A 25,107-nucleotide genomic window follows, 5' to 3' on the forward strand; every position below is an offset into this window, starting at 1 on the left:
GCTGAGGGCCCAACCCACGACCTGACGGCAGCCGGCCACACCGGGGATGACATGTTCACAGCTTGGACAACTCGTCGTGAATTGAGCCCTGTTGATGTTGGTCTTGCTGCACACTCCTTGCCGGAGGCGAGACATCATGCTGGAGATCAACACGAGCAAGGTGAGCCGCTGGGACCAGCACGGACGCGAGCATGTCGTCCGGGTGCTGCGTACCGGCGCGAAACGCATCATCAGTTGCGAGACGTGCGGCTGGAAGAAGAGCGCGCAGTTCCTGCCCTGGCTGAAGGCGCAGGAGCATCTCGCCGAGGAGCACCAGGCGACGGTGGACCCGTCCGCCGACTGACCGGGGAGCGATGAGTTCGGGAGGCGAGGAGAGTCGTATCCGACGTGTTCGACCACGACTCTCCCGACCGGAAGGCCGACCGATGAGCAATCTCCACGACACCCTGCGCCGACGCGTCGACGACGGCACCGTGCCGGGGGCGGTGGGCCTGGTGGCCCGGGGCGACGACGTCGAGGTGGCGGCCGTCGGCTCCGTCGACGTCGAGGGCACCGCACCGATGACCCGTGACTCGATCTTCCGGATCGCCTCCGTCTCCAAGCCGGTCACGGCGGCGGCGGTCCTGGCGCTGGTGGAGGACGGGCGTCTCACGCTGGACGCCCCGGTGGAGAAGTGGCTGCCCGAGCTGGCGAAGCCGACGGTGGTGCGCACCCCCTCCTCGCCGGTCGAGGACGTGGTCCCGGCGGACCGTCCGATCACCGTCGAGGATCTGCTGAGTTTCCGCGCCGGGTGGGGCTTCCCGGACGACTTCTCCCTGCCGGCCGTCCAGGCGCTGCTCGCGTTCCAGCAGGACGGCCGCGCGCCCTACCTCCAGCCCGGCCCCGACGAGTGGCTCGCCGCCCTGTCCCGGATCCCGATGGTGCGCCAGCCGGGCGCCGCGTGGCTCTACAACACCTGCTCGGACCTCCAGGGCGTCCTGGTCGCCCGCGCCTCGGGCTCGTCCTTCCCCGACTTCCTGGCGGAGCGGTTCTTCGGACCGCTGGGCATGACGGACACGGCGTTCGCGGTCCCGGAATCGAAGCGGGACCGGTTCACCACCGCCTACACGCCGGGCGAGCAGGGCACTTTGGAGCAGGCGGACACCCCGGACGGCGGCTTCAGCCGGCCCCCGGCCTTCCCCTCGGGTGCCGGCGGCCTGGTCTCGACGGCCGACGACCTGCTGGCGTTCGGCCGGATGCTCACGCACGACGGCCTCGCGCCGGACGGCACCCCGGTCCTCTCCCCCACCTCCGTCAGCCGCATGACCACCAACCACCTCACCGCCGCCCAGCGCGACGCCTCGACCCTGTTCCTGGAGGGCCAGGGCTGGGGCTACGGCGGCCAGGTCGACGTCACCCCGATCGACCCGTGGAACGTCCCCGGCCGCTACGGCTGGGTCGGCGGCACCGGCACCACGGCCCACGTCGTCCCCCCGACCGGCACGGTGACCGTCCTGCTGACCCAGGTGTCGATGACCAGCCCGACACCGACACCGCTGATGCGGGAGTTCTGGGGGTGTGCGGCGGGCCGTTCCTGAACGGTACCTACCGATTTCGGGAGAAATAGTAAACGCAGATAACGGCGAGCGCCACGACGAAAACTCCACCTATCAAAGCGGCAGGCGCATCCCCGGACGGAATGAAGATGAGTGATTGTGTCGACATTCCTCATCCGTTCGATCGGTTCTTGTTTTTGCGGCTCACCCAAGTCGAGATCCCGACTTCGGTAGCGAAGGCACCCGCACTGTAAAGGCCAATGGTGTCGAGGTAGGCGCCGGCGTAGCCGAAGGGCTGATCGACTGTGACGCTGGTCGTGGGGCGGGCGTTCCCGGTGCTCGACGAAATGCTTGCGGCAACCGCCGTCGACCCAGACTCTCGTACTGGACGTACTTGGGTCTGGGCCCGGTGCGGCGAGAGTGCGTGCCGGGCGTCGCGGGGCAGGCGGGACTTTCGCAACAGGCCCTAGCCCCGCAACCCCCTCAGCAGCAGCTCCACCATCTCCCCGAACTCCCCCTCCACGCCCGGCTTTCGCCACTCCCGTGCGTACGACGGGTCGTGGAAGCGGCCGGTGGCCTGGAACACCGTGCGGGCGGCGACGGCCGGATCGGGGACTGTGAAGACGCCGCTTGCGATGCCAGCCTGGACGATCTCGGTGAGTTGACCGGTCAGCTCGTCAATGTGATCGCTGACCACCTCGCCCGCCTCGTCCGCGAGGACCTGGTACGTGGCGAACAGTTCGGGATCGCCGCCCGCCTTCTTCCGCTTGGCGTCGAACAGGCCCGCCAGCCAGTCGCGCAGGCGGGCTTCCGGATCGCGGTCCTCCGTCACGAAGCGGGACAGCGTCTGCGACGTACGGTCCAGCCAGCGCTGGGTGACCGCCTCCCGCAGCGCCGCCTTCGTGCGGAAGTGCCGGTAGACGGTGCCATGGCTGACGCCGAGCGCGCGGGCCACGTCCACCACGGTGGCCTTCGCCGGGCCGTGGCGGCGCAGCACCTCCTCGGTCGCTTCGAGGATGCGCTCGGCGGTCAGGGTCTCGCTCGCTGCCATGGAGATGACCGTACCCGCAGGCCGGATCAGCGCTCGCTGTCGAGGTGTGCCATCGCCGCGGCCGGATAGCGGTCCCCGAGCGCCGAGTCCGCCGGTACGGCCGCCTCGATCGCGGCCAGGTCCTCGGCGTCCAGTACGACGTCCAGCGCGCCCAGCGACTCCGTCAGCCGCTCCCGGGTCCGCGCGCCGACCAGCGGCACGATGTCCTCGCCCCGCGACAGCACCCACGCGAAGGCGAGCTGCGCGACGGAGACGCCCTTCTGCTCGGCGATCTTCCGCAACTGCTCGACCAGGGTCAGGTTGTGCCGGAGGTTCTCGCCCTGGAAACGCGGCGAGTACGCCCGGTAGTCGGTGGCGGCGAGCTGCCGGTCGGCACCGAAGTGCCCGGAGATCAGGCCCCGGGACAGCACGCCGTACGCCGTGACGGAGATGCCCAGTTCACGGGTGGTCGGCAGGATGCGGTCCTCGATGCCCCGCGTGATCAGCGCGTACTCCAACTGCACATCCGCGATGGGCGCGGTGGCCGCGGCCCGGCGGATCGTGTCGGCGCCGGCCTCGCTGAGGCCGATGTGCCGGACGTGGCCCTGGTCGACCAGTTCGGCGATCGCGCCGACCGTCTCCTCGATCGGCACATCGGGGTCGACCCGGGCGATCCGGTACACGTCGATGTGGTCGACGCCGAGGCGCTGGAGGGAGTACGCGGCGAAGTTCTTCACGGCGGCGGGCCGGCCGTCGTACCCGGACCAGCCGCCCTCCGCGTCGCGCAGGGCCCCGAACTTCACGCTGGTGAGCGCCTGTTCACGGCGGGCGGCGGGTGCGGTGCGCAGGGCCTCGCCGATCAGCATCTCGTTGTGACCCATGGCGTAGAAGTCGCCGGTGTCGAGGAGTGTCACGCCCGCTTCGAGGGCGGCGTGGATGGTGGCGATGGCCTCGGTCCGGTCCGCTTCGCCGTAGACCGAGGACATGGCCATGCAGCCGAGGCCGAGGGCGGAGACCTGGGGGCCGGTGGTGCCGAGTGAGCGCGTGGGAATCGTCATGCGGACCACTTTGGCATGACAGATGACAGATTTCAATATCTGTCATTCCATACTTGCCGGAGCGAGAGCGTGGTACAGACCTCTTGACGAAAGGTCTGGACCACGAGCACTGTCATGGCAGCACTGTCATGCCTACGACACCTCACCGCACCCCCACCGGGAGGCCCCGTATGCTCCGCCGCCTGTTCACCGCCGCCGTCAGCGCGGCCGCCCTCCTCGTCCCCCTGTCGATCGCCGCCGCCCCCACCGCGTCCGCCGCCGACACCTGCGCCGTCAAGTCCCGCCCGTCCGGCAAGGTCCTCCAGGGCTACTGGGAGAACTGGGACGGCTCCTCCAACGGAGTCCACCCGCCCTTCGGCTGGACCCCGATCACCAACTCCGCGATCGCCACGCACGGTTACAACGTGATCAACGCGGCCTTCCCGGTCATCCGCTCGGACGGCACCGCGCTGTGGGAGGACGGCATGGACACGGGCGTGAAGGTGGCCACGCCCGCCGAGATGTGCGCGGCGAAGGCCTCCGGCCAGACGATCCTGATGTCGATCGGCGGCGCCGCGGCGGGCATCGACCTCAGCTCCACCACCGTGGCCGACAAGTTCGTCTCGACGATCGTGCCGATCCTGAAGAAGTACAACTTCGACGGCATCGACATCGACATCGAGACGGGCCTGGTCGGCAGCGGAAACATCGGCCAACTCTCCACGTCCCAGGCCAACTTGATCCGCATCATCGACGGCATCCTGGCCCAGATGCCGTCCAACTTCGGCCTGACGATGGCCCCGGAGACGGCGTACGTCACCGGTGGCAGCATCACGTACGGCTCGATCTGGGGCGCGTATCTGCCGATCGTGAAGAAGTACGCGGACAACGGCCGCCTGTGGTGGCTCAACATGCAGTACTACAACGGCAGCATGTACGGCTGCTCCGGCGACTCCTACTCGGCGGGCACCGTCGCGGGCTTCACCGCCCAGACCGACTGCCTCAACAAGGGCCTGGTCGTGCAGGGTACGACGATCAAGGTCCCCTACGACAAGCAGGTCCCGGGCCTGCCCGCCCAGTCGGGCGCGGGCGGCGGTTACATGTCACCGTCCCTGGTCTCCCAAGCCTGGCAGCACTACGGCACCTCCCTCAAGGGCCTGATGACCTGGTCGATCAACTGGGACGGCTCGAAGAACTGGACCTTCGGCGACAACGTCAAGTCCCTGCAAGGGCGTTGAGGCTCACTTCGCGGTGAGCGCGAGCTTCGCCCCCAGCGCCACGAACGACCCCGCGAAGCTCCGCCGCAGCCATGTCATCACCCCGGGCCGGGAGGTGACGTGGCTGCGGACCGAGGCCGCGAGGATGCCGTAGCCGGCGAAGACGACGAACGTCGCCAGCATGAAGACGCCGCTGAGCGCCAACATCCTTACGGTGGAGTGGGGTTCGTCGGGGCTCACGAACTGGGGCAGGAACGCCAGGAAGAAGATCGTCAGCTTGGGGTTGAGGACGTTGATCAGCACACCCCGGGCGATGACCCGCCCGGCCGAGCGGGGCGCGGTGTCCTCCTCCACCGTGATCGCCTCCTTGTCCCGCACGGTCGCCCACGCCATGTACAACAGGTAGACGACACCGGCGTACTTGACGATCTGGAAGGCCGACGCGCTCGTGTTCAGCAGCGCGGCGAGGCCGGTCACGGTGGCGAGGATGTGCGGCACGATGCCGAGCGTGCAGGCGAAGGCGGCGACGACACTCGCGCGCCGCCCCCGGGCGAGACCGGCGGCCAGGGTGTAGACGACGCCGGTGCCGGGAGTGGCGACAACGACAAGGGTGGTCAGCAGGAACGCGATGCTCATGCCGACCACCCTGGTGCCGCCGCGGACCCCGTTACAGGTCCAATGCGGCACCGTCATCCAGGGCCAGTCGTGCCCTAGGCACCGATCAGGCGCGCCGCGAGGTACCCCTCGATCTGGTCGAGAGACACCCGCTCCTGCTTCATCGAGTCGCGCTCGCGGACCGTCACCGCGTTGTCCTCAAGGGTGTCGAAGTCGACCGTCACGCAGTACGGCGTGCCGATCTCGTCCTGGCGGCGGTAGCGGCGGCCGATGGCGCCGGCGTCGTCGAACTCGATGTTCCAGTTCTGCCGGAGGGCCGCCGCGAGGCCCTTGGCCTTCGGGGAGAGGTCGGCGTTGCGGGACAGCGGAAGGACCGCGACCTTCACCGGGGCGAGGCGGTGGTCGAGGCGCAGCACCGTGCGCTTCTCCAGCTTGCCCTTGGCGTTGGGCGCCTCGTCCTCGACATAGGCGTCGAGCAGGAACGCCAGCATCGCCCGGCCGACACCGGCCGCGGGCTCGATGACGTACGGCGTCCAGCGCTCCTGGGCCTCCTGGTCGAAGAAGAAGAGGTCCTGGCCGGAGGCCTTGGAGTGGGCGGTGAGGTCGTAGTCGGTGCGGTTGGCGACACCTTCCAGCTCACCCCACTCGTTGCCGCCGAACTGGAAGCGGTACTCGATGTCGGCGGTGCGCTTGGAGTAGTGGGAGAGCTTCTCCTTGGGGTGGTCGTACCACCGCATGTTCTCCTCGCGCAGGCCCAGGCCGGTGTACCAGTTCCAGCGCTGCTCCATCCAGTACTCCTGCCACTTCTCGTCCTCGCCCGGCTTGACGAAGAACTCCATCTCCATCTGCTCGAACTCGCGGGTGCGGAAGATGAAGTTGCCGGGCGTGATCTCGTTGCGGAAGGACTTGCCCATCTGCGCGATGCCGAACGGCGGCTTCTTGCGCGAAGTGGTCTGCACCTGGCCGAAGTTGGTGAAGATGCCCTGGGCGGTCTCGGGGCGCAGGTAGGCGATGGAGCCGGTGTCCTGCGTCGGGCCGAGGTGGGTGGAGAGCAGGCCGGAGAACTGCTTGGGCTCGGTGAACTGGCCCTTGTTGCCGCAGTTGGGGCAGTTGATGTCGGCCAGGCCGTTCTCGGGGACGCGGCCGTGCTTGGCCTCGTAGGCCTCTTCCAGGTGGTCCGCGCGGAACCGCTTGTGACACGCGGTGCACTCGGTCAGCGGGTCCGAGAAGGTGGCGACATGGCCGGAGGCGACCCAGACCTCGGGGGCCAGGATCACGGACGAGTCGATACCGACCACGTCCTCGCGCGACGTCACCATGTAGCGCCACCACTGGCGCTTCAGGTTCTCCTTGAGCTCGACACCCAGCGGCCCGTAGTCCCAGGCGGCGCGCTGGCCGCCGTAGATCTCACTACAAGGGAATACGAAGCCACGGCGCTTGCTCAGGCTGACGATGGTGTCGATCTTGTCGGCGGCCACGGTGCTCTCTTCATGACGAATGGACGGCAGCGAATGCCTCAGGTTACCGGCGCCTCCCGCCCCCGTATCAAATCGGTTCCGTACCCTCACCTTGTTGACAACGGTTTCCATGTCAGTTGAAAATGACTGTCATGAACGTACGACGACGCCACATATCCGCGATCGCGACAGCCGCGGCCACCGCCCTCGGCCTCGGGACCCTCTCCGCCTGCTCCGACAGCGCGGCCGCCGCCAACACCGACAAGTTCGACGTCGTCGCGGCGTTCTACCCGCTCCAGTACCTCGCCGAGCAGATCGGCGGGGACCATGTGCACGTCACCAGCCTGACCAAGCCCGGCCAGGAGCCGCACGACCTGGAGATCAGCGCACAGCAGACCGCCGCGCTCGGCGAGTCCGACGCGGTGCTCTACCTCAAGAACCTCCAGCCCGCCGTCGACGACGCGGTGAGCCAGTCCGGGCTCAAGACGAAGATCGACGCCGCCTCCCTGACCACGCTGGAGAAGCACGGCAACGAGGTCGGCGGCCACGCGGCCTCCCACGACACCTCGAAGAACACCGAACTGGCCGGCCTCGACCCGCACATCTGGCTCGACCCGGTGCGCTACGCCCAGGTCGCCGAGGGCGTCGGCAAGGCCTTCGAGAAGGCCGACCCGAAGAACGCGGCCGACTACAAGAGGAACACCGCCGCGCTGGTGAAGAAACTCGGCACTCTCAACACCGAGTTCAAGACCGGCCTGGCGCACACCAAGACCAAGGTGTTCATCACCACCCACGCCGCCTTCGGCTACCTCGCCGAGCGCTACGGCCTCACCGAGGAGGCCATCAACGGCCTCGACCCCGAGTCGGAGCCCAGTGCGCAGCGCGTGAAGGACCTTGAGAAGATGGCCAAGGCCGACGGCGTCACCACGGTGTTCTACGAGACGCTCGTCAGCGACAAGACCGCGAAGACCATCGCCGCCGACGCGAGCCTGAAGACCGACGTCCTCGACCCGATCGAGGGCATCACCGCCAAGTCCCGCGGCAAGGACTACTTCTCGGTCCAGCAGGCCAATCTCAAGGCACTGCGGACCGCGTTGGGTGCCAAATGACCGTTGTCACGGAGGACGACATGGGCGCATCGGACCTGGGCGCATCGCCCGAGCCCGTCATATCGCTGCGCGGTGTCCGCGCCGAGCTGGGTTCGCGCCCCGTCCTGCGCGGGATCGACCTCACCGTGCACCGCGGTGAGGTCGTCGCGCTGCTCGGCGCCAACGGCTCCGGCAAGTCGACCGCGATCCGCACGGTCATCGGCCAAGTGCCGTTGTCCGCAGGGGAGATCGAACTGTTCGGCACCTCGCGCCGCGCCTTCCGCGACTGGCGGCGCGTGGGCTACGTACCGCAGCGCACCACGGCCGCGGGCGGTGTTCCGGCGACGGTCACCGAGATCGTCGCGTCCGGCCGCCTCTCCCGCGCCCGCTTCGGTCTGCTGCGCAAGGCGGACCACGAGGCCGTACGGCACGCCCTGGATCTGGTCGGCATGGCGGACCGCGCCAAGGACTCGGTCAACGCGCTCTCCGGCGGCCAGCACCAGCGTGTGCTGATCGCCCGCGCGCTCGCCGCCGAACCCGAACTCCTGATCATGGACGAGCCGATGGCGGGCGTCGACCTGGCCAGCCAGAAGGTGCTCGCGGACACCCTGACCCGTCAGGTCGCCGAGGGCACCACCGTCCTCCTCGTCCTGCACGAACTCGGCCCGCTGGAGCCCCTGATCGACCGGGCCGTCGTACTCCGTGACGGCTGCGTCCAGCACGACGGCCCGCCCCCGCGCGCCATCGGCCAGCACGCGCTGCCCGGCCACGACCACGTCCACCCCCACGAGCCGCTTCACACGGGACTGCTGAGCTGATGGAGATCCTCGACTACGCCTTCATGCAGCGGGCGCTCATCGCCGCCGTCCTCGTCGGCATCACCGCCCCCGCGATCGGCATCTACCTGGTCCAGCGCCGCCAGCCCCTGATGGGCGACGGCATCGGCCACGTGGCGATGACCGGCGTCGGCCTCGGCTTCCTGCTGAACACCTCCCCCGTGTGGATGGCCACCGCCGTCTCCGCCCTCGGCTCGGTCCTCATGGAACTGATCCGCTGGTACGGCAGGACCCGCGGCGACATCGCCCTCGCGATGCTCTTCTACGGCGGTATGGCGGGCGGCGTGATGTTCGTCAACCTCGCGCCGGGCGGCTCCAACGCCAACCTGAACTCGTATCTCTTCGGCTCGCTCTCCACGGTCTCGCCCTCCGACGTGACGGCGATCGGCATCCTCGCGGCCTTCGTGGTGATCGTCACGCTCGGCCTACGGCGGCAGCTCTTCGCCGTGAACCACGACGAGGAGTTCGCGCGGGTCACCGGCCTTCCCGTGCGCGCCCTGAACCTGCTGACGGCGGTCACGGCGGCCGTCACGGTCACCGTCGCGATGCGGGTCGTGGGCCTGATCCTGGTCTCCGCGCTGATGGTGGTGCCGGTCGCCGCCTCGCAGCAGCTCACCCGCAGCTTCGGGGCCACCCTGGCGATCGCGGGCGCGATCGGCGTGACCGTGACCGTCAGCGGCACCGTCACCTCGTACTACCAGAACGTCCCGCCCGGCGCGACGATCGTGCTGCTGACCATCGCCGCGTTCATCGCGCTCACCGCCCTGGCGGCCCCGCTCGCCCGCCGCCGGGCCCGGGCCGCGGCCGCCGCGCGACCCGCCGGGGACCCGGTGGAGTGCGCGATTCCAGCCACTCGGGGAGCCGCCGACGAGGTCGGCGTCTGACCATGCACAGCCCGGGCTGGCACAATGGCTCGGCAAAGTGCAGACGTGAGGAGGCAACGGTGACGACGGCCGGTCCGCCCGTAAAGGGACGATCCACCCGCCAGCGTGCGGCCGTATCGGCGGCACTCAACGAGGTGGACGAGTTCCGCAGCGCCCAGGAACTCCACGACATGCTCAAGCACAAGGGCGACTCGGTCGGCCTGACCACGGTCTACCGCACCCTCCAGTCCCTCGCCGACGCCGGCGAGGTCGACGTCCTGCGCACCTCCGAAGGCGAGTCCGTCTACCGCCGCTGCTCCACCGGCGACCACCACCACCACCTGGTCTGCCGCGTCTGCGGCAAGGCGGTCGAGGTCGAGGGCCCGGCGGTCGAGACGTGGGCCGAGACGATCGCGGCGGAGCACGGGTATGTGAACGTGGCGCACACGGTGGAGATCTTCGGCACCTGCGCGGACTGTGCGGCGGCTGCCGGCTGAGGTCCTAGACCCGGCTCAGGTGGGCGTCGAGTATCGCCCGCAGCCGGTCCACGTCGGCGGGGTCCCGCAGACCGCGCTTGGGCAGCACGGTGAAGTTGAGGGCGTTCTTCTCGGAGCTGAACATGTAGAAGCCGTCCGCGGTCTCCCGGTAGCGGGGCTGCACCGTCCAGTTCAGCGACGTGGACGCGTCGTCGGTGACCACCGACACCCCGGTGTCCGTCACGGTCACCCGGAACTCGCCCCGGCGCTCCGCGAGGCGCTGGAACTGGCGGGCCACGAGCCGGGGCTGGAACACCAGCAGGAAGAGGGCGAAGACCATACCGGCGAGCAGCGGGTACGGCAGCGAGTCGCCCTTGGCCAGCGCGGTCCCGACCACCAGGGCGCCGAAGCCGAGCACGAGGCCGATCAGCCACTTCTGTCTTCGCGCGGACCGGCTGACCCGCCCGCGCGCTCTCAGCGCCGCCACGAAGTCCTCGGCCGTCGGCCGGTACACCAGCTCGACAACCTGCCCTGCCACGTCATCCCGCCCCATGTCCATGAGGCGGGATGGTAGCCGTCCCGCCTAGCCCTCCTCGGGCCGACCCCGCATCCCCTGCTCCATCTCCAGCAGCTTCTCGTTCGGTACCGCCCCGCCGAACCGCCGGTCCCGCTGGGCGAATTCGACGCAGGCGCGCCACAGGTCGCGGCGGTCGAAGTCCGGCCACAGGACGTCCTGGAAGACCATCTCGGCGTAGGCGCTCTGCCAGATCAGGTAGTTGGAGGTGCGCTGCTCGCCGCTGGGGCGGAGGAAGAGGTCGACCTCGGGCATGTCCGGGTAGTACATGTACTTGGCGAAGGTCTTCTCGTCGACCTTGGCCGGGTCGAGCCGGCCCGCCTGCACATCCTCGGCCAACGCCCTTGCCGCGTCGGCGATTTCGGCCCGGCCGCCGTAGTTCATGCAGAAGTACAGCGTCAGCGCGTCGTTGTCCTTGGTCTGCTCCTGCGCGACCTGCAACTCCTTGGCCACCGACCGCCACAGCTTGGGCATCCGGCCCACCCACCGCACCCGGATGCCGAGTTCGTCGAGGGTGTCGCGGGTCTTGCGGATGAAGTCACGGTTGAAGTTCATGAGGAAGCGCACCTCGTCGGGCGACCGCTTCCAGTTCTCGGTGGAGAAGGCGTAGAGGGAGATCGCGCCGACGCCCATCTCGACGCCGCCCTGCAACACGTCCAACACCCGCTCGGCGCCCACCTTGTGGCCCTCCGTGCGCGGCAGCCCCCGCTCCTTCGCCCACCGGCCGTTCCCGTCCATGACGATCGCCACGTGCTTCGGGATCAGCTCACCGGGCAGCTTCGGCGCACGGGCCCCGGACGGGTGCGGCTCAGGCGCCTTGTACTCGCGCCGCTGGCGCCCCAGGATCCCGCGTACAACCATGACGTTCCTGTCTCCCTCTAAGGCCTACTACCTACGACTTTTCCACGTACCGCAGCGAACGCAGCCCGCGTTCCAGATGCCAGTGCAGATAGGCGGACACCAGCCCGCTCCCCTCCCGCACATGCCGCCCCTCGCACGCGTCCGCCGTCTCCCAGTCTCCCGTGAGCAGCGCACCGAGCAGTTCGAGGGCCTGCGGTGAAGGTACGACGCTCCCGGCCACCCGGCAGTCGGCGCAGACGACCCCGCCGGACGCCACGGAGAAGAACCGGTTCGGCCCGGGCATTCCGCACCGCGCGCAGTCACCGAAGCTTGGCGCATAGCCGTTGACGGCGAGGGAACGCAGCAGGAACGCGTCGAGGATGAGATGCGGCGCGTGCTCCCCGCCGGCCAGCGTCCGCAGCCCGCCCACCAGCAGCAGATACTGCTGCACCGCGGGCTCGCCCTCGTGATCGGTGAACCGCTCCGCCGTCTCCAGCATCGCCGTACCGGCGGTGTACCGCGCGTAGTCGCTCACGATCCCGCCACCGTACGGAGCGATCGTCTCACTCTGTGTGCACAACGGCAGCCCGCGCCCGACCAGTTCACTGCCCCGCGCGAAGAACTGCACGTCCACATGCGAGAAGGGTTCCAGCCGGGCCCCGAACTTCGACTTGGTCCGCCGCACCCCGCGCGCCACCGCGCGTACCCGCCCGTGACCCCGCGTGAGCAGCGTGATGATCCGGTCCGCCTCACCCAGCTTCTGGGTGCGCAGCACGATGCCGTCGTCGCGGAACAGACTCATGCGGCCCATTGTCCCCTACGGCTCCGCACCTCCACGACGCTTCAGGGCACCTCGCCCCGGCTGCGTGCGTTCGCATACGCGGTCGCCGCGCTCAGCCGCTCGGCCGGGGTCGCGTCCCGCACGGCGGCCGGCTCGGCGTCCCACTCCCGGCCGCCACCGTACGGCCGCAACTGGACGTAGGGCCCGACGTGCCCCATGACGATTCCCACTCTCCCCGTACAGGTGTCCACGGCGACCGATCCGACGGGTGGCTTCATCGTTCTCCTCGCACCCGAATCCGCAATTCCACCAAGGTGTCCTTCGCCTCCGCACAGTGTGCCCACACCTGGCTCCCCGCCCTTTTCGACTTTCACGCTTCTCGACTCCGGAGTGTGCTTCCACCTCTACACTCGGCAGGATTCGCATCTCGTCACCGATCGTCCGCATTGGCGCCGATCCCGTGAAGGTCGGCGTTGCGATCGGGTGCGCCCCCGCTCCCGTTCCGACTATGGAACGAGGCTCGAACGGGGGAGACCACCCATGTCGGTACGCATCCACTTCACGGACGACGACCTCGCCCACATCAGGCTGGCGCAGACACCGGACCCCTTATGGGAAGCGCTGCTCAGCATGCACGTGCTCCAGACGAACGCCGCGTCGGCCGTCTTCGGCCCCTGGCGGCGGGCGGTACGGCCCGAACTGCCCGCCCCGGTAAGAGAGTTGCTCCGGCTCGCACCGCCCAACGGGTACTCGCCGGACTTCCTCACCCCGGCGGGCGGAGCCGGTGGGCTGGAGGCGGGGATAGGCGCCCTCCTCTCCACCCCGCGACAGCGGCTCCGGCGCGATCTGCTCGAACTCGCGCACACGGGACGGCGGTTACCGTCCTGGGCCGCCTCGCTGGCCGACGGCGACCGGGAGGCCGTAGGGCAGCTGGCGACGGCGCTCCGCAGTTACATCCGGATCGCCCTGGCACCCTGGTGGGACGCCATCCGCACCCGTCTGGACGCCGAACGCTCCCTGCATGACCGCTTCCTGACGGAGAGTCACCTGGATGGCCTGCTGGGCCGGCTCCACCCCGGCCTCTCCTGGCAACCGCCGGTTCTCGAGGTGAGGGGGGTGGGCGGCGTGGACCGGGACGTACGGCTCGACGGGCGGGGGCTGCTGGTCCTGCCGTCGTACTTCTGCTGGCGGCACCCGACGCTCCTGAAGGACCCCGGCCTGCCGGTCGTCGTGGTCTATCCCATGGCGCACGACTCCGTCGTAGGACAGCCCCGGCCGCGCGCGTCCCTCGGCGCACTGCTCGGGCAGACCCGGACGGAGGTCCTGGAGTCGCTCGCGGAGCACCACGGCATGACGACCACCGAACTCGCCCACGGCGTCGGCATCGCGCCGGCCACCGCGAGCCATCACGCGGGCGTGCTGCGGGAGGCGGGCCTGCTGAGCACCTCCCGCGCGGGCCAGGCGGTCCTGCACACACTCACGCCACTCGGGCTGGCCCTGCTGGACGGCTAGGACCGGGCCACCGAACCCTTCGACCACCGTCGAAGGGTTTTCCTTTCCCTGTACGGCAGTTGAGAGCCTGACCGCATGCTGACCGCACTCCGCAAACGCAGCGTCCAACTCTCCGTCCTCGGCCTCGCGCCCCTCGCGCTGTTCCTGGCGCCGGGCACCGCGCAGGCCACCACCTGCGACGGCGGCTACCAGTTCCACTGGCACTGGAACTCCGACTCGCTCTTCTTCGACACCACGATGGCCAACTCGACGATCACCATCACCCGTTGCTGGGACGGCCAGGGCAACCTCACCAGCGGCACCACGGCGTCGATCACGAGCACCGATACCGGCTGGGGCACCATCAACCAGGCCAAGACGATCGACGGCACCTTCCAGGTCACCAACTCCGCCCCGCAGCAGTACCAGGGCTACCTGCCCGAGAAGCTCGGCTACGGCGCCAGCCCGCCCGCCGGTGAGGTGAAGGTGACCGTCAGCATCAACGCCAACGGCGACATGTCCGTCAACACCGACCCGCCGCCGTACATCGAGCAGGGCGAGGACCCCGGCTTCCTCGCGGACGGCGACTACTCCAGCAGCGACTACGAGCAGCTCGTACCGCCGCCGCCCGGGGCGTGATCCCTAACCCACCGAGACCAGGCCCGCCTCATAGGCCAGGATCACCAACTGGACGCGGTCCCTCGCGTCCAGCTTGGTGAAGAGGCGGGTCAGGTACGTCTTCGCCGTGGCCACGCTGATGCACAGCTCGGCCGCGATCTCCGTGTTGGACAGCCCCGAGCCGACCAGCGTCAGCACCTCGCGTTCCCGTCCCGTGATGCCCGTCAACTCACGGCGTGGGCGGGTCTGTTCGGGGCGGGAGGACGCGAAGTCGTGGATCAGGCGCCGGGTCACACTCGGGGCGATCAGGGCGTCCCCGGCGGCCACCACCCGTACCGCGCCGATGATGTCGTCCAGGGCCATGTCCTTGACCAGGAACCCGGACGCACCGGCGCGCAGCGCACCGTAGACGTAGTCGTCGTCGTCGAAGGTCGTGAGGACGACGACCCTGGCGGCGGACGATGCTGCTGGGACTTGTCCGGCCCAGCGGCGGGAGCGCCACGATCAGCGGGCACGCCTTCCGCCGCCATGCGCGCGGGCTGCGGCACGTCGGCGCGCTGCTCGACGCGGGCGATGTGCACGGCGGGCGGTCCGCACGGGCGCATCTGCGGACGCTGGCCCGCAGCAACCGCATCCCGGCGGGCCGGGTGGAGAAGGTGCTCGCCGAGGTCGGGCTCGACGGGGCGGCGGCCCGGCGCCAGGTCAGTGGCTACTCCCTCGGCATGAAACAGCGGCTCGGCATCGCGACCGCCCTGCTCGGCGACCCGCCCGTCCTGCTCTTCGACGAACCCCTCAACGGGCTTGATCCGGAAGGGGTGTTGTGGGTGCGGGGCCTGTTCCGGAGGCTGGCGGCGGAGGGCCGTACGGTCTTCGTCTCCAGCCATCTGATGTCCGAGATGGAGAACACCGCGGACGAACTGATCGTCATCGGCCGGGGCGAGCTGATCGCAGCCGAGAGCCTCGCGGACTTCGCCGCGCGCGGTACGGCGCCGACGGTGACCGTCCGAACACCGGACGCGGGCGCGCTGACCGCCGTCCTCGCGTCGCAGGGTGCGGTGGTGGCGCCGGACGGCGAGGAGACGCCGAAGGTGACCGGGATGGGCGCCGACCTCATCGGCGAGCTGGCGCACCAACACGGCTTTCTGCTTGGGGAGTTGACGACCGAGCACGCCTCCCTGGAGGCGGCCTTCATGGAACTGACCGCCGACAGCGCCGACTACCTGGCCGGAGACTCCCGATGACGACCACCACCCTGGACATGCCCGTCGCGCGCTTCGGCGATCTGCTGGCCGCCGAATGGCTCAAACTCCGTACCCTGCGCTCCACTTACTGGGCGCTCGGCATGGGCGCCCTGGCCGTGGTCGCCTTCAACGCGAACGCGGCGCGCGCCGACTACGTCAACTATCCGCACTACAACACGATGATGCGGTCCCGCTTCGCCACCACCGCGCTCTTCGACGCCTTCACCGACGGTGCCGCGATGATCCTGGTCCTGACGGTGGCGAGCATCGGCGCGGTCACGGTCGTCGGCGAGTACTCGACCGGGCTGATCCACACGACCTTCGCGGCCGTGCCGGACCGCCGGGCCCTGATGTCGGCGAAGGCGGCGGTGGTGACCGCGGTCATGACGGTGTACGGGTGGTCGTCGCGTCGGCGCTGCTCGCTCCGGTGTCCGCGCTGGTCGGCATGGCCATGGGCGCGCTGATCCGGCACAGCGCCACGACGATGGTCCTCACGACCGGCCTCCTGCTCCTCCTCCCCACCTTCGTCACCGACCGCTACCACTGGACGGCCTGCGTCCGCAACGCCCTCCCGTTCAACGCCTGGCGCCGCCTCGTCCAGGTCGACTACGGCCATATGCCCTACACCTTGGCCGAGCGTTATCCGACGACCGTCGCCGGTGGCTGGGTCGTGTTCGCGGTCTGGGCGCTGGTCGCGGCGGTGGTCACGGTTGTCGCAGTGGATCGGCGGGACGTGTGACCGTCCTGCGGCCCTCCGGGTCCGGCTCCGGTTCGGGGGCGCGGTCCGGTTCCGTCGCCTCCCACAGGACGTCGAAGCGGTGTACGCGCTCCGCCACGTGCTCGCGCGTCATCTTCAGCGTCGTCTTGGCCGGCATGATCCGGATGTCGGGCTCGGTCTCGTAGGAGAGTTCGCCGTCGAGGACGATGAAGTCGTTCAACGAGTTCATCTGCGCGGTCGGTTCCAGCAGGGACCGGACCGCGATACGCGCGTCGATCCCGAACTTCTTGTGCCGCTCGCAGAGTTGGCGGAGGCTGGGGGTCACCTCCGACTCCTCGTCGACGAGGAACACACGCCGGATCTGCACCCGTCGGGTCTTGATCGCGACCTCCTGGGCAGCGAGATAGCGCCGCGCGGGCTCGCTCTGCCAGAAGTCGCGGTCCACGGACGTGCTGGTGGCGTAGAGCGTCCGCTTGACGCACTTGGTGAGGTCGATCAGCCACTCGTGGTTCTCGCCGGGGCAGTCCGCCGTGCCGTTGCCGAGGTTCTCCATGAGCAGCGCGAGCCGGCCCAACTCCTCCTCGGCGAAGGCCTTCACGAGGTCCGCGCCCTGCTCGCCGACTTTTGTGTAGCCCAGGACCAGCCGGGTCACCTCGTCGGAGCGCAGCACCGAGCCGTCGACCTTGCTGTACAGCTCCGTGGCGGCGTTGATCTTGGCGAAGCTCTCGTCCACCGCCGCGCGCATCTCCAGATGATGGCTGGAAAGGCTGTCCTTCATGTCCCGCATGCGCCGCTTCTGGTTCTCCTGGACGGCCTCCAGCCGCTCACCGAAGTCCACGAGCAGTTGCAGGATCAGGGTCGCGCAGCCGAGCAGGATGGACATCGTCCACTGCCACAGGTTGCCGTCGTCCTCGTTCAGGACGTTGGTCACGAAGAAGGCGACGCCTCCCGCTAAGATCGCGAACAGCGTCTTGAGGAACAGTTTTGATCTGCGCTGGGCCTGGTCCTGTTGCGGTACAGACCGCAGTCCGCCTGCCCCTGTTGTCGTCGCTCCGTCCATGTCGAGCCTCTCCCCCGTCGGATATGCGGTTCGTGCCGCCCCGTCAGCGCGTGCTCAGCGCCTGGTGCAGCAACGGAATTGCCTGTATGGCCAGTTGGTCCCGGATGCGCTGGCGAAGGTTCTCCCATTGGCGGCTGAAGCCCGGTTCTCGCTCCAGTACGTCCCACAGGTGTCCCAGCGTCCGGTCCACGTGCGCGCGCGGCATCCACAGATGCAGCAGGTGATCCACGGCCGGGCGCAGCGCCAGGACCGCCGCGGGCCCGTCCGCCGCTCCGAGCCGGCTGTTCTCCAGCATGTGCACCACCGTCGTCAAAAGCCAGTCGTGCAACGCGAGGTCTTCGCAGAGCCCGGCGACCGCGGCGGCCGGGACGCTCTCGGGCACCGTCAACTCGACGGTTCGCAGGCCGTCCTGGGCCAGCGTGAAGCGGTCAAGGGACGGCTCCTGGTCCTCCGGCGTCCGTCGTGCCGCCCAACGCAGGTGGGTGCGGCGGGACTTGAACGGCGCCTTGTGGTCGAGGAGCGGATGGCGCACCAACTGCGCCAGCAGACCCTCGGCGATCATCCCCAGGTCTAGGTCGCCGCGCCCGCCGCCCCGCAACACGCCCTGGGCAATGGCCTGTTCGGGCAGTTTCCCGAACGGTTCGACCACTCCGGGCCGCACCAGGTAGTGCCCCCAGGGACGGCGTACGTCGGGGCCTGTGGCCGGGGCGCTGAAGTAGGCGGTGGACTGCAGGACCCGGCCCTCGGTGAGCGCCGCGCGGGCGGCCACCGTGCCGACGGCCCGCACCTTGGCGCCGTTCGAGGTGGGCAGCCGGCAGTCCACTCCGGTCAGCACCTCGGGCGAGAGGGCGTACAGGTTGGGCCGCTCGGAGACCCGGACGTGTTCGTCGGCGCGCAGCCTCAGCAGTTGGGCGGCGGCCCGGCCGTCCAGTGCCTGGAAGGACGGCAGCAGAGAGGTGCGCACCTCGCCGCAGGCGAGGACCGAACGCGGGGCCCGTCCGGGGGTCGTCATCTCAAGTCCCGTCGGGTGAGGCGGGGTTGGCGGGCTCCTCGTAGAAGACGTAGGTGGCGCGCTGCGCCACCGCCTCCGGTACCGCGACGCCTTCGCCCGCGGAGCGCTTGGCGACCTGTGCGAGTGCCTCGGAGTCGACGTCGACCTGGTCGAGGATGAGCCGTACGGCGTCCTCGACGGCGAGGAAGCGGTTCGCCATCAGCGTGCAGGTGCGGTAGGCGCTGAAGGCGACCTTGGAGTCGTTGAGCTTGAGCAGCGGCGGCAGCCGGTCCCAGTCGCGTGGGAAGTCCCCGCCGGCCCAGGGCTTGGGGACCAGCACGGGTTCGCCGAGGTGCCGTAGCAGACCGAGGCGTGCCAACTGCCATACGGCGGCCAGGAACGGGCAGGACCACAGGCGGCCCTTGTCCGTCTCCGACCACAGCTCGACGTCCATGAAGACCGAGTGGTTGCGCGCCGCGGTCTCCTGGGGCGGCTGCCAGGTGACGATCTCGGCGAGGGCGCTGCGGGTCGGCGTGGTGCGCAGGCCGTTGGCGAGCCAGCCGGTCTGGCTGACCGGCGGGCGGGAGCCGTGGCTGCCCGGCGGCGGTGATTCCACGAGGCGGTGCATGACGGACTCGGCCAGCTCGATCCGGTCGGCGACCGCGCAGCCCGACTCGCGGGCCAGGTAGTCGATGACGAGTCCGGCCCTCTCGGCCTCCTCGAGGACCAGCGGGATGAGTTCGGCGGGGGTGGAGAAGCGGGTGAAGTAGTCGTCGATCAGGAAGCAGGTGCTGATCCGGGGGCGTTTGCCGCCGATCCGGCGGGCGGTGGCGGCGCGGGCCGCCTCCACCCAGATCCCTACCTCGGCGAAGTGCTCGCGCAGCCGCTCGGGACCCGCCTCGAAGTCCTCCATGTAGAGGTGGCCCAGCTCCAGTGAGAGATGGGCCAGCGGCACGGACTGGGTGCCAGGGTCCGCGGTGGTCTCCCGGAAGACGGCCTCCGTCATGCCTCCTCCCAGTACTTGTCGTCGGTGAGCCGCGCGGCCAGGTCGCTCAGCGCCTGCCAGGTCTCCATGGTGGCGATCTGGCTGTCCAACACGTCCTCGTCGGTGATGAGTTGCTCACGCCACTGCAGGACGGGTTCGAGGGGCACCGAGCCGAGGACCTGGCTGTAGCCGATGCCGTGGTGCGAGGCGAGCTGCTTCAGCTCGGTGTCGCACTGGTCCATCCACGCCGACTGGGTGGGCGTGGCCTGCGACCACAGCGCCGAGTCGGGATCGGGTACGGCGGCCCGTACGAAGCGGATGGCGCCGCGCAGCGCGTCCTCCTGGTGGCCGCGGGCGACACCGCCGGCGAGGATGCCGCGCTTGCCGTAGACCAGGCTCGCCGCGGCCTCGACGTGCTGGCGGGTCCAGCGGTGGAAGACCAGCCAGCGGGCCAGGACACCGCTCATCGAGCGCTGCGAGGTGGCCGCCAGTGCCATGTCGACGGCGTAACTGCGGCCGGCGCTGAGGTCGACGATGATCAGGTCGAACTCGCCGTTGAGGCGCAGCAGCAGGTCCACGCAGCGGCGCAGATTGTCCCCGGAGGTGGCGAACTCGCCGCCGCTGAGGTCACCGGGCATCAGGATCAGCCGGCCCGCGCCGGGCGGCTGGTTGCGCAGCACCCGGTGTTCGGTGTCCGCCCAGACGTCGATCCTGACCGGTTCGCTGATCTCGCCTATCAGATAGGAGTGCAGTCCGCGGTCCTCGGCGGCCTGCCGGGCCTCGGGCACGTCGAAGACGGCGGAGGCGGTGGGCGAGCCGAAGTCGAAGTCCAGATAGCAGACGTCGTCCCCCGTCAGCGCCCGCTGGTAGGCGAGGTTGGCGCTGGTGACGGAGCGGCCCGTGCCTCCCTTGTCGGAGGCCGCGAAGATCAGCACGGGTCACACTCCCTGGACCGCGGCGGCTTCGCGGGCCCGGGCGAGTGCGTCGAGCTGGCCGAGCACGTCGAGGGTCAACGAGTAGGCGGTGCCGGGCTGTTCGTCGACCAGGGCGCGGGCGCGGCGTAACTTGACTTCGATTCCCCTGAGTTGCATGCCACGTTTTCCGTCGGAGTTGGGCGCGGGCGCCATCTGCTCGTTGCCCAGGAGGTGGGTGGACTCGCTGAGCAACGCCTTTGCCAGCTCGGTGAGTTCGAGGCTGCGGATCGGTGGCTGGGCGTACATGTTGTGGACCTGGACCATCACCTCGGTGACCCGCTCGGTGATGCTCCAGGACACCGGGCCCTCGGTGAGGGCGGTCTCCGGGTAGGCCGCGTGCACGTTGTCCCACAGGCCGACGCCCTCGCCCTCGCCCATGCGGCGGCGCCACACGTGGCCGAAGATGTCCTCGGCCAGCCTCAGCAGCCGGTCGTGCGCGGAGAGGTTGCGGGAGAGCGTGCACAACTGCACGGTGCGCTTGAGGAGTTGGGCCGAGAAGTCGCTCATCGTCCAGTTCATCGGCGGGCCGATGGTGCCGCCGCCCTGGAGCGGCAGGGTGACACCCGGGTTGTGCAACTGGATCATCGGGTCGTCGCGCGTCATCCGGCTGGTGATACGGCCGCGTTCGGCGAGGCGCTCCATGACGCGCACGGTGCGGGTGAGGTCGTCGTCGGTGGCCCGGCGGCGCATCAGGTCGTGCACGAGGATGGCGGCGACGGAGAGGGAGAAGTACTCGGACTCCAGCCGCTGTCCCGTCGTACGCCAGGGGATGTCCTCCAGCGGCCAGCGGTCGCGGTCGAAACGGGCGATGCGCGACCAGTACTGCTGGGTGATCTCCCAGCGCAGTCGCAGCGCCTCGGCGAGCTTCTGCTGTTCGGCGTTGAGCAGGCCCAGAGTCAGGGTGCGGTCCGAGAACAGGTCCTGGATGCCGTCGAGCGCGACCACGGTGAAGTAGAGGTACGGCACCGGGTTGGCGACGCCGGTGGGCTGCTCCCCGATGGGTTCGTCGGTCTCCACCTCGGGCGCGTCCCGCACCAGGCTCCAGGCCCAGCCGCATTCGAAGAGCTGGCTCTCGTCCTTGAGCGCCTCCTGGACGTCGAGGCCGAGGATGAAGCTCTCGATGATGGCGGCGCGCAGCGGCCTGAACCGCCGCTGGAACTTCTCCAGCACCTGACGCTGCGACAACTGTCCCTGGCCGAGGATTCCGCAGAGCGTCTCGCCCTGGGCGGACTCGGTGTCGTAGACGTTGACCGTGAAGGAGCGCAGCAGGCTCACCATGGCGGCGGTGAGCCGGTTGCTGGTCGCGATCTTCAGGTCGCGGATCATCTCCTGCATGTCACCGCGGCGGGTCTTGGACTCATAGACCTTGAGGAAGCCGAGCAGGGCCAGGCAGAGGGTGATGGACATGGAGAACGAGTCCACGACGCCGAGTTGGCGCTGTTCCTCGGTGAGGTCCTGCTCCTTGTCGCGGGACTGGAAGTAGTAACCGCCCGCGAACGTGGGCCTCTTGTCGTCGGTGTGGGTGCGCATGAACTCGACGGCCGCCGTGACGATGTTGGCCGGAATCTCCAGCCGCCCGCCGGCCCGCTTCAGGGCCTGCTGGACATCGGTCAGCGTGGTGTCGGGATCGTCCAGCCGGAACGACGGCAGTTCGGTCGCGGGGTAGAGCAGGCAGAGGAGGCGCTCGGCGTCGGCGACGCTGCTCTCTCCGCCCCATTTGCCCCAGGCCCACTCACCACCGTCGAACGAGTGGCGGGCGACCGCCTGCCAGATGTCCAGCAGGTGCTGCCGCGGCTTGATCTCCATTCCATGCCCCTCACACAGACCGCACTGCCCTCAGCCGAGGAATATCCCTCTTCTGTTGTGAAGATTCACCGATCGACTCGATGATCGGCCCGGTCATTGGCCCGATCATCGACCTGATCAGAGAATCGGAACAGCAGCGTCCGAATTCCCGCGCCAACCGTAGGAGAGGATCATCCCGGAATAGCCGGCACGTAGATTGGGCTCTGTTTTCAGCCGGTACACCTCGAAGTCACCCGCGAATGGTTCGAGACTCGCACGCACTTCGGATTCTCCCACGTCGCACGCCGGAAAGAACTTCTTTCCCGTGTAATAACCCTTTGAATGCTCCATGAAAGCTGCGGCGAAGGGTGCGCCTGGGGCCAGGGCGCGCATGAAGCGCTCCACGCCGAGGCTGAACTCGTCCCGTGAGGAGGTCATCGACTCGGCGACGAAGAACATCGTCCCCACGGACCACCGGCCACCGAACCGCTCCAGGCCGAAGATGTTGCCCTGCTCGACCTTGACGACCTTGCGGAACTGCTGACGCGGGTCGACGGCGAAGCCGCCGTACGCCTTGTTCTCCCTCAGGACGCTCCAGAACTGGTCCCAGTTCTCGTCGTAGGAGTCGACCTGGCTCTCCAGATACTCCACGTTCGAGGGCGAGCGCTCGAAGAGGGTGACCTCGTCACACCACGGGATCATGGAGAGCGCGGGGTAGAGGTTGGCACCCGCGCCCACGTCGATACCCGAAACCGGGCCGACGTCCTGTTTCCGGAAATGACCGCCGAAATGATCCCGGACAATAGGAAGGATCTCCGCGTCCTCCGACTGTAAGTCGCGGTAGTTGTGATCAACGTAGGCGATCGGGTCGAATGCACCCCAGGCGACGTCTGCATTCTTCACCTGGTGGCCCCCCGGGGATCTGACGGTCATTTGGCCACGATACCAACATCGCAGGCAAGGAGGATACCCTTTCGTCAATGAGCCGAAACCATTGGGTCACGAGGGATCCTTCGCCGTGATGCACAGGGGGCGCATCGCGGCGAATACATTCATGCGACCTGATTCGGCCTTGAACTGCCGGATTGCCCCACCCAAGATGTTCGGAACCCTCTCGAACACACCAGAAAGGAAGATCGTTCGCGTCTCGCCCGTACCACCCGTACGAGTGGCAACACGCACGTGACCCTCTCCCCGCAGGAGGCAGTATGACGGCTTTTCCGGAGGAACGTTTCCCCCCTCTTGGTCGCCGCGCTGACCAGGCGTTCTTAGCCGACCGGGCCGACCGGCACCTGACCCTGAGGGGCATCACCGAGGCCGATCTGCCCGAGCTGCTCCGCGTGGACAGGGAGGCCTTCCCCGAAGAGCCCTACCCCGCCTTCGTGCTCCGCCAGCTCTGCGACATCTACGGCGACCGCATCCTCGTCCTCGACGACGGCGAGGGCCTTCTCGGCTACATCCTCTTCGTCAACACCTCGGACGGCTACGTGAGTTGGATCATGAGCCTCGCCGTCACACCCCATCAGCAGGGCCGCGGGCTGGGCCGCCGTCTGATGATCGAGGCGCTGCGCCGGCTGCGCACGGAGAGCGTCCACCAGGTCCGGCTGACGGTGGAGCCGACGAACGCCGCCGCGATCGTGCTGTACCGCTCGCTGGGCTTCTCGTCGGAGGAGGGAGTGCTCAAGGACTACTTCGGGCCGGGCGAGCACCGCCTCCTCATGACCCTCGCGCTGTGAGCGTAGTGCCGGGCCAGCGCGTGGAAGGCCTCCTTCGGCTCCCAGTGCCACGGTGAACTCGGGTCATCCGGGCGGTCCTTGACGGTCTTGGTGATGGCGTAGCTCGCCATGTCGAGGTCGTGTCGCGGGTCGTCGGCGCGGTGCGGGGCGTCCGGGGTGACGAACTCGAAGGCCATCGCGGCGTAGAGGTTCATCGACTCAAAGACCTCCAACAGGTCCACCACGTACGCGGCTTGGGTGTGTTCGCTGCGTGTCGGATGTCCCTTGATCTCCTGCGGGTTCTTGTCGTAGTCGACGACGTTCCAGCCCATGCCCGCCGTCTTCTCGGCGCCCTTGTACGCGCAGGTGCCGAACTCGGTGATGGCCACGGGCTTGCCCCAGCGCTGGTAGCGAAGCAACTCCCGTACATAGTCGGCAGGTTGACGGAAGTACGAGTAGTAGTCGATGCCCACGATGTCGAAGAGGTTCCAGTCGACCTCGTCGTCCTGGGCGGCGGCGTAGCAGAGGTGGCCGTGGAAGACGGAACGGCCCAGTGCCGCCGCCTTCTTGGTGAAGGCATCGAGCCTGCGCTGCATCCTGACCGGGTCGAAGGTGCCGTTCAGGAGGTTCTCGACGCGGTCCAGGACCGTCGCGCCCGGCACGATCCCCGGCACGAACAGCCAGAACTCGCAGCCCACGCTGAAGTCGACGCTCGCACCCTGCCGCCGAAGACGTTCCGCGAACCGGCCGGTTTCCGCGAGGTGTTCGAGGATGTCCCGCTCCGGGGCGTCGGCCAGGGTGGGCTGGAGCCAGATGTGCAGGCCGAGTTCGGCGGCGTGGGCGGCGGTGGCGGTGAGGCGGTCGACCCCGTCGCCGGTGACGTCGACCGTGTCGGCGTGCAGTTCGTCGCGGATGGCGCGGAGGTCGGCGCGCATCCGGCGGGGGTTCCAGGCGGTGGCGGGGGTCTCGCCCTCACCGACCGTGTAGACCACACCGTGGTGCCGCAGACCCCGTCGGCCGTCCGCCGCCCGCGTCCGCGCCGTGGCCTGCCCGGACGGCAGGAGCGCACCCGCCGTCCCGAGGGCCAGCGCCCCCGCCAGGAACTGCGCCCTGTTGATCCCCTGAGTGTTCGCCATGAGCCCACTGTGCCGATCCGGCGCCCTGCCCCGGGTCGCCCGAT

General features: G+C 68.9%; 28 protein-coding genes and 1 pseudogene. 13 read left to right on the forward strand and 16 right to left on the reverse strand.

The genetic code is table 11. The features are described 5' to 3' along the window. The first annotated feature begins 136 nt into the window (after window positions 1-136). Both ABZT04_RS16235 and ABZT04_RS16240 read left to right on the forward strand, forming a co-directional pair. Window positions 137-343 carry a hypothetical protein gene (locus ABZT04_RS16235; RefSeq protein ID WP_356056909.1) on the forward strand — a complete coding sequence of 69 codons (207 nt, stop codon included), beginning with the start codon at window positions 137-139 and terminating at the stop codon, window positions 341-343. Window positions 344-425: 82 nt separating this feature from the next. Beyond that, on the forward strand, window positions 426-1,577 hold the full coding sequence (locus ABZT04_RS16240; protein WP_356056910.1) for a serine hydrolase domain-containing protein: 1,152 nt from the start codon (window positions 426-428) through the stop codon (window positions 1,575-1,577). Between the two features lie 424 nt (window positions 1,578-2,001). On the opposite strand, the gene ABZT04_RS16245 is transcribed toward ABZT04_RS16240, so the two are convergent. Then, the gene (locus ABZT04_RS16245) at window positions 2,002-2,586 is read right to left on the reverse strand and encodes a TetR family transcriptional regulator (protein ID WP_356056911.1); all 585 of its coding nucleotides are present in this window, start codon (window positions 2,584-2,586) and stop codon (window positions 2,002-2,004) included. Between the two features lie 26 nt (window positions 2,587-2,612). After that, entirely contained in the window at window positions 2,613-3,623 is a 1,011-nt protein-coding gene (locus tag ABZT04_RS16250; protein WP_356056912.1) for an aldo/keto reductase, read from the reverse strand. A gap of 170 nt (window positions 3,624-3,793) precedes the next feature. On the opposite strand from ABZT04_RS16250, the gene ABZT04_RS16255 reads away from it, so the two are divergent. Then, window positions 3,794-4,840 (forward strand): chitinase, encoded by a 1,047-nt coding sequence (locus tag ABZT04_RS16255; RefSeq protein ID WP_356056914.1) that lies wholly within the window; start codon window positions 3,794-3,796, stop codon window positions 4,838-4,840. Between the two features lie 3 nt (window positions 4,841-4,843). Here ABZT04_RS16255 and ABZT04_RS16260 read toward each other — a convergent pair whose 3' ends face one another. Next, on the reverse strand, window positions 4,844-5,455 hold the full coding sequence (locus tag ABZT04_RS16260) for a LysE family translocator (RefSeq protein ID WP_356056916.1): 612 nt from the start codon (window positions 5,453-5,455) through the stop codon (window positions 4,844-4,846). A 74-nt stretch (window positions 5,456-5,529) separates the two neighbouring features. Then, entirely contained in the window at window positions 5,530-6,912 is a 1,383-nt protein-coding gene (locus ABZT04_RS16265; protein ID WP_356056917.1) for a glycine--tRNA ligase, read from the reverse strand. A 131-nt stretch (window positions 6,913-7,043) separates the two neighbouring features. On the opposite strand from ABZT04_RS16265, the gene ABZT04_RS16270 reads away from it, so the two are divergent. The 4 genes from ABZT04_RS16270 to ABZT04_RS16285 are packed head-to-tail and all read left to right on the forward strand — an operon-like array spanning window position 7,044 to window position 10,175. Continuing rightward, the gene (locus ABZT04_RS16270) at window positions 7,044-8,000 is read left to right on the forward strand and encodes a metal ABC transporter substrate-binding protein (RefSeq protein ID WP_356056918.1); all 957 of its coding nucleotides are present in this window, start codon (window positions 7,044-7,046) and stop codon (window positions 7,998-8,000) included. A gap of 20 nt (window positions 8,001-8,020) precedes the next feature. Beyond that, complete coding sequence (locus ABZT04_RS16275) at window positions 8,021-8,797, forward strand: metal ABC transporter ATP-binding protein (protein WP_356056919.1); 777 nt, start codon at window positions 8,021-8,023, stop codon at window positions 8,795-8,797. Next, complete coding sequence (locus ABZT04_RS16280; protein ID WP_356056920.1) at window positions 8,797-9,699, forward strand: metal ABC transporter permease; 903 nt, start codon at window positions 8,797-8,799, stop codon at window positions 9,697-9,699. The genes ABZT04_RS16275 and ABZT04_RS16280 overlap by 1 nt, the downstream gene beginning before the upstream one ends. A 59-nt stretch (window positions 9,700-9,758) precedes the next feature. Continuing rightward, window positions 9,759-10,175 carry a Fur family transcriptional regulator gene (locus ABZT04_RS16285; protein ID WP_356056922.1) on the forward strand — a complete coding sequence of 139 codons (417 nt, stop codon included), beginning with the start codon at window positions 9,759-9,761 and terminating at the stop codon, window positions 10,173-10,175. A gap of 4 nt (window positions 10,176-10,179) precedes the next feature. Here the strand turns inward: ABZT04_RS16285 and ABZT04_RS16290 are convergent, their stop codons facing one another. From ABZT04_RS16290 to ABZT04_RS16305, 4 genes are read right to left on the reverse strand one after another with little or no spacing between them, the layout of a single operon-like run. After that, the gene (locus tag ABZT04_RS16290) at window positions 10,180-10,692 is read right to left on the reverse strand and encodes a YcxB family protein (protein WP_356056923.1); all 513 of its coding nucleotides are present in this window, start codon (window positions 10,690-10,692) and stop codon (window positions 10,180-10,182) included. 45 nt (window positions 10,693-10,737) lie between these two features. Next, window positions 10,738-11,589: an isoprenyl transferase gene (locus ABZT04_RS16295; RefSeq protein WP_356056924.1), complete on the reverse strand. Its 852-nt coding sequence runs from the start codon at window positions 11,587-11,589 to the stop codon at window positions 10,738-10,740. Between the two features lie 31 nt (window positions 11,590-11,620). Further along, the gene (gene recO / locus ABZT04_RS16300) at window positions 11,621-12,370 is read right to left on the reverse strand and encodes a DNA repair protein RecO (protein WP_355914038.1); all 750 of its coding nucleotides are present in this window, start codon (window positions 12,368-12,370) and stop codon (window positions 11,621-11,623) included. A gap of 41 nt (window positions 12,371-12,411) precedes the next feature. Beyond that, window positions 12,412-12,627: a hypothetical protein gene (locus ABZT04_RS16305; protein WP_356056925.1), complete on the reverse strand. Its 216-nt coding sequence runs from the start codon at window positions 12,625-12,627 to the stop codon at window positions 12,412-12,414. Between the two features lie 262 nt (window positions 12,628-12,889). Here ABZT04_RS16305 and ABZT04_RS16310 point away from each other — a divergent pair, with 262 nt between their 5' ends. Beyond that, window positions 12,890-13,861, forward strand: coding sequence for a winged helix-turn-helix domain-containing protein (locus ABZT04_RS16310; RefSeq protein ID WP_356056926.1), 972 nt, complete (start codon window positions 12,890-12,892; stop codon window positions 13,859-13,861). 75 nt (window positions 13,862-13,936) lie between these two features. Beyond that, entirely contained in the window at window positions 13,937-14,479 is a 543-nt protein-coding gene (locus tag ABZT04_RS16315) for a hypothetical protein (protein WP_356056927.1), read from the forward strand. A 3-nt stretch (window positions 14,480-14,482) separates the two neighbouring features. On the opposite strand, the pseudogene ABZT04_RS16320 reads toward ABZT04_RS16315, so the two are convergent. Then, window positions 14,483-14,908 (reverse strand): annotated as a pseudogene (locus ABZT04_RS16320) (response regulator transcription factor); the annotation flags it as partial. Between the two features lie 11 nt (window positions 14,909-14,919). Here ABZT04_RS16320 and ABZT04_RS16325 point away from each other — a divergent pair. Genes ABZT04_RS16325 through ABZT04_RS16335 form a run of 3 tightly spaced genes read left to right on the forward strand, consistent with a single transcriptional unit; the run spans window position 14,920 to window position 16,438 of the window. Beyond that, on the forward strand, window positions 14,920-15,699 hold the full coding sequence (locus tag ABZT04_RS16325) for an ATP-binding cassette domain-containing protein (RefSeq protein WP_356056928.1): 780 nt from the start codon (window positions 14,920-14,922) through the stop codon (window positions 15,697-15,699). Next, window positions 15,696-16,163: a hypothetical protein gene (locus ABZT04_RS16330; RefSeq protein WP_356056930.1), complete on the forward strand. Its 468-nt coding sequence runs from the start codon at window positions 15,696-15,698 to the stop codon at window positions 16,161-16,163. The genes ABZT04_RS16325 and ABZT04_RS16330 overlap by 4 nt, the downstream gene beginning before the upstream one ends. Then, window positions 16,127-16,438, forward strand: a complete 312-nt coding sequence (locus ABZT04_RS16335) for a hypothetical protein (protein ID WP_356056931.1) — start codon at window positions 16,127-16,129, stop codon at window positions 16,436-16,438. Before ABZT04_RS16330 ends, ABZT04_RS16335 begins: the two co-directional genes overlap by 37 nt. Here ABZT04_RS16335 and ABZT04_RS16340 read toward each other — a convergent pair. The 6 genes from ABZT04_RS16340 to ABZT04_RS16365 form a co-directional block, all read right to left on the reverse strand. After that, entirely contained in the window at window positions 16,404-17,477 is a 1,074-nt protein-coding gene (locus ABZT04_RS16340) for a hypothetical protein (RefSeq protein ID WP_356056933.1), read from the reverse strand. The genes ABZT04_RS16335 and ABZT04_RS16340 overlap by 35 nt on opposite strands. Window positions 17,478-17,520: 43 nt before the next feature. Continuing rightward, entirely contained in the window at window positions 17,521-18,489 is a 969-nt protein-coding gene (locus ABZT04_RS16345; protein ID WP_356056935.1) for an SCO2521 family protein, read from the reverse strand. A gap of 1 nt (window position 18,490) precedes the next feature. Then, window positions 18,491-19,474 carry an SCO2522 family protein gene (locus ABZT04_RS16350; protein WP_356056937.1) on the reverse strand — a complete coding sequence of 328 codons (984 nt, stop codon included), beginning with the start codon at window positions 19,472-19,474 and terminating at the stop codon, window positions 18,491-18,493. Next, on the reverse strand, window positions 19,471-20,388 hold the full coding sequence (locus tag ABZT04_RS16355) for an SCO2523 family variant P-loop protein (RefSeq protein WP_356056939.1): 918 nt from the start codon (window positions 20,386-20,388) through the stop codon (window positions 19,471-19,473). The genes ABZT04_RS16350 and ABZT04_RS16355 overlap by 4 nt, the downstream gene beginning before the upstream one ends. Window positions 20,389-20,391: 3 nt before the next feature. After that, window positions 20,392-22,233 (reverse strand): SCO2524 family protein, encoded by a 1,842-nt coding sequence (locus ABZT04_RS16360; RefSeq protein WP_356056940.1) that lies wholly within the window; start codon window positions 22,231-22,233, stop codon window positions 20,392-20,394. Between the two features lie 117 nt (window positions 22,234-22,350). Next, the gene (locus ABZT04_RS16365) at window positions 22,351-23,145 is read right to left on the reverse strand and encodes an SCO2525 family SAM-dependent methyltransferase (RefSeq protein ID WP_356056941.1); all 795 of its coding nucleotides are present in this window, start codon (window positions 23,143-23,145) and stop codon (window positions 22,351-22,353) included. 275 nt (window positions 23,146-23,420) lie between these two features. On the opposite strand from ABZT04_RS16365, the gene ABZT04_RS16370 reads away from it, so the two are divergent. Continuing rightward, entirely contained in the window at window positions 23,421-23,948 is a 528-nt protein-coding gene (locus ABZT04_RS16370) for a GNAT family N-acetyltransferase (protein ID WP_356056942.1), read from the forward strand. Here the strand turns inward: ABZT04_RS16370 and ABZT04_RS16375 are convergent. Continuing rightward, window positions 23,900-25,063, reverse strand: coding sequence for an abortive phage infection protein (locus ABZT04_RS16375; RefSeq protein ID WP_356056943.1), 1,164 nt, complete (start codon window positions 25,061-25,063; stop codon window positions 23,900-23,902). The genes ABZT04_RS16370 and ABZT04_RS16375 overlap by 49 nt on opposite strands. Window positions 25,064-25,107: the final 44 nt, after the last annotated feature.

It is taken from the genome of Streptomyces sp. NPDC005492 (genome assembly GCF_040605995.1).
Lineage (GTDB): Bacteria > Actinomycetota > Actinomycetes > Streptomycetales > Streptomycetaceae > Streptomyces.

What these genes read in the sequence shown, in the direction of transcription:
- ABZT04_RS16350 (WP_356056937.1), bottom strand. Translation starts at nt 19,474, where the DNA reads ATGACGGAGGCCGTCTTCCGGGAGACCACCGCGGACCCTGGCACCCAG.
- ABZT04_RS16280 (WP_356056920.1), top strand. Translation starts at nt 8,797, where the DNA reads ATGGAGATCCTCGACTACGCCTTCATGCAGCGGGCGCTCATCGCCGCC.
- ABZT04_RS16360 (WP_356056940.1), bottom strand. Translation starts at nt 22,233, where the DNA reads ATGGAGATCAAGCCGCGGCAGCACCTGCTGGACATCTGGCAGGCGGTC.
- ABZT04_RS16245 (WP_356056911.1), bottom strand. Translation starts at nt 2,586, where the DNA reads ATGGCAGCGAGCGAGACCCTGACCGCCGAGCGCATCCTCGAAGCGACC.
- ABZT04_RS16260 (WP_356056916.1), bottom strand. Translation starts at nt 5,455, where the DNA reads ATGAGCATCGCGTTCCTGCTGACCACCCTTGTCGTTGTCGCCACTCCC.
- ABZT04_RS16370 (WP_356056942.1), top strand. Translation starts at nt 23,421, where the DNA reads ATGACGGCTTTTCCGGAGGAACGTTTCCCCCCTCTTGGTCGCCGCGCT.
- ABZT04_RS16325 (WP_356056928.1), top strand. Translation starts at nt 14,920, where the DNA reads ATGCTGCTGGGACTTGTCCGGCCCAGCGGCGGGAGCGCCACGATCAGC.
- ABZT04_RS16310 (WP_356056926.1), top strand. Translation starts at nt 12,890, where the DNA reads ATGTCGGTACGCATCCACTTCACGGACGACGACCTCGCCCACATCAGG.
- ABZT04_RS16340 (WP_356056933.1), bottom strand. Translation starts at nt 17,477, where the DNA reads ATGGACGGAGCGACGACAACAGGGGCAGGCGGACTGCGGTCTGTACCG.
- ABZT04_RS16270 (WP_356056918.1), top strand. Translation starts at nt 7,044, where the DNA reads ATGAACGTACGACGACGCCACATATCCGCGATCGCGACAGCCGCGGCC.
- ABZT04_RS16255 (WP_356056914.1), top strand. Translation starts at nt 3,794, where the DNA reads ATGCTCCGCCGCCTGTTCACCGCCGCCGTCAGCGCGGCCGCCCTCCTC.
- recO (WP_355914038.1), bottom strand. Translation starts at nt 12,370, where the DNA reads ATGAGTCTGTTCCGCGACGACGGCATCGTGCTGCGCACCCAGAAGCTG.
- ABZT04_RS16315 (WP_356056927.1), top strand. Translation starts at nt 13,937, where the DNA reads ATGCTGACCGCACTCCGCAAACGCAGCGTCCAACTCTCCGTCCTCGGC.
- ABZT04_RS16305 (WP_356056925.1), bottom strand. Translation starts at nt 12,627, where the DNA reads ATGAAGCCACCCGTCGGATCGGTCGCCGTGGACACCTGTACGGGGAGA.
- ABZT04_RS16295 (WP_356056924.1), bottom strand. Translation starts at nt 11,589, where the DNA reads ATGGTTGTACGCGGGATCCTGGGGCGCCAGCGGCGCGAGTACAAGGCG.
- ABZT04_RS16240 (WP_356056910.1), top strand. Translation starts at nt 426, where the DNA reads ATGAGCAATCTCCACGACACCCTGCGCCGACGCGTCGACGACGGCACC.
- ABZT04_RS16365 (WP_356056941.1), bottom strand. Translation starts at nt 23,145, where the DNA reads ATGACCGTCAGATCCCCGGGGGGCCACCAGGTGAAGAATGCAGACGTC.
- ABZT04_RS16235 (WP_356056909.1), top strand. Translation starts at nt 137, where the DNA reads ATGCTGGAGATCAACACGAGCAAGGTGAGCCGCTGGGACCAGCACGGA.
- ABZT04_RS16375 (WP_356056943.1), bottom strand. Translation starts at nt 25,063, where the DNA reads ATGGCGAACACTCAGGGGATCAACAGGGCGCAGTTCCTGGCGGGGGCG.
- ABZT04_RS16345 (WP_356056935.1), bottom strand. Translation starts at nt 18,489, where the DNA reads ATGACGACCCCCGGACGGGCCCCGCGTTCGGTCCTCGCCTGCGGCGAG.
- ABZT04_RS16330 (WP_356056930.1), top strand. Translation starts at nt 15,696, where the DNA reads ATGACGACCACCACCCTGGACATGCCCGTCGCGCGCTTCGGCGATCTG.
- ABZT04_RS16250 (WP_356056912.1), bottom strand. Translation starts at nt 3,623, where the DNA reads ATGACGATTCCCACGCGCTCACTCGGCACCACCGGCCCCCAGGTCTCC.
- ABZT04_RS16275 (WP_356056919.1), top strand. Translation starts at nt 8,021, where the DNA reads ATGGGCGCATCGGACCTGGGCGCATCGCCCGAGCCCGTCATATCGCTG.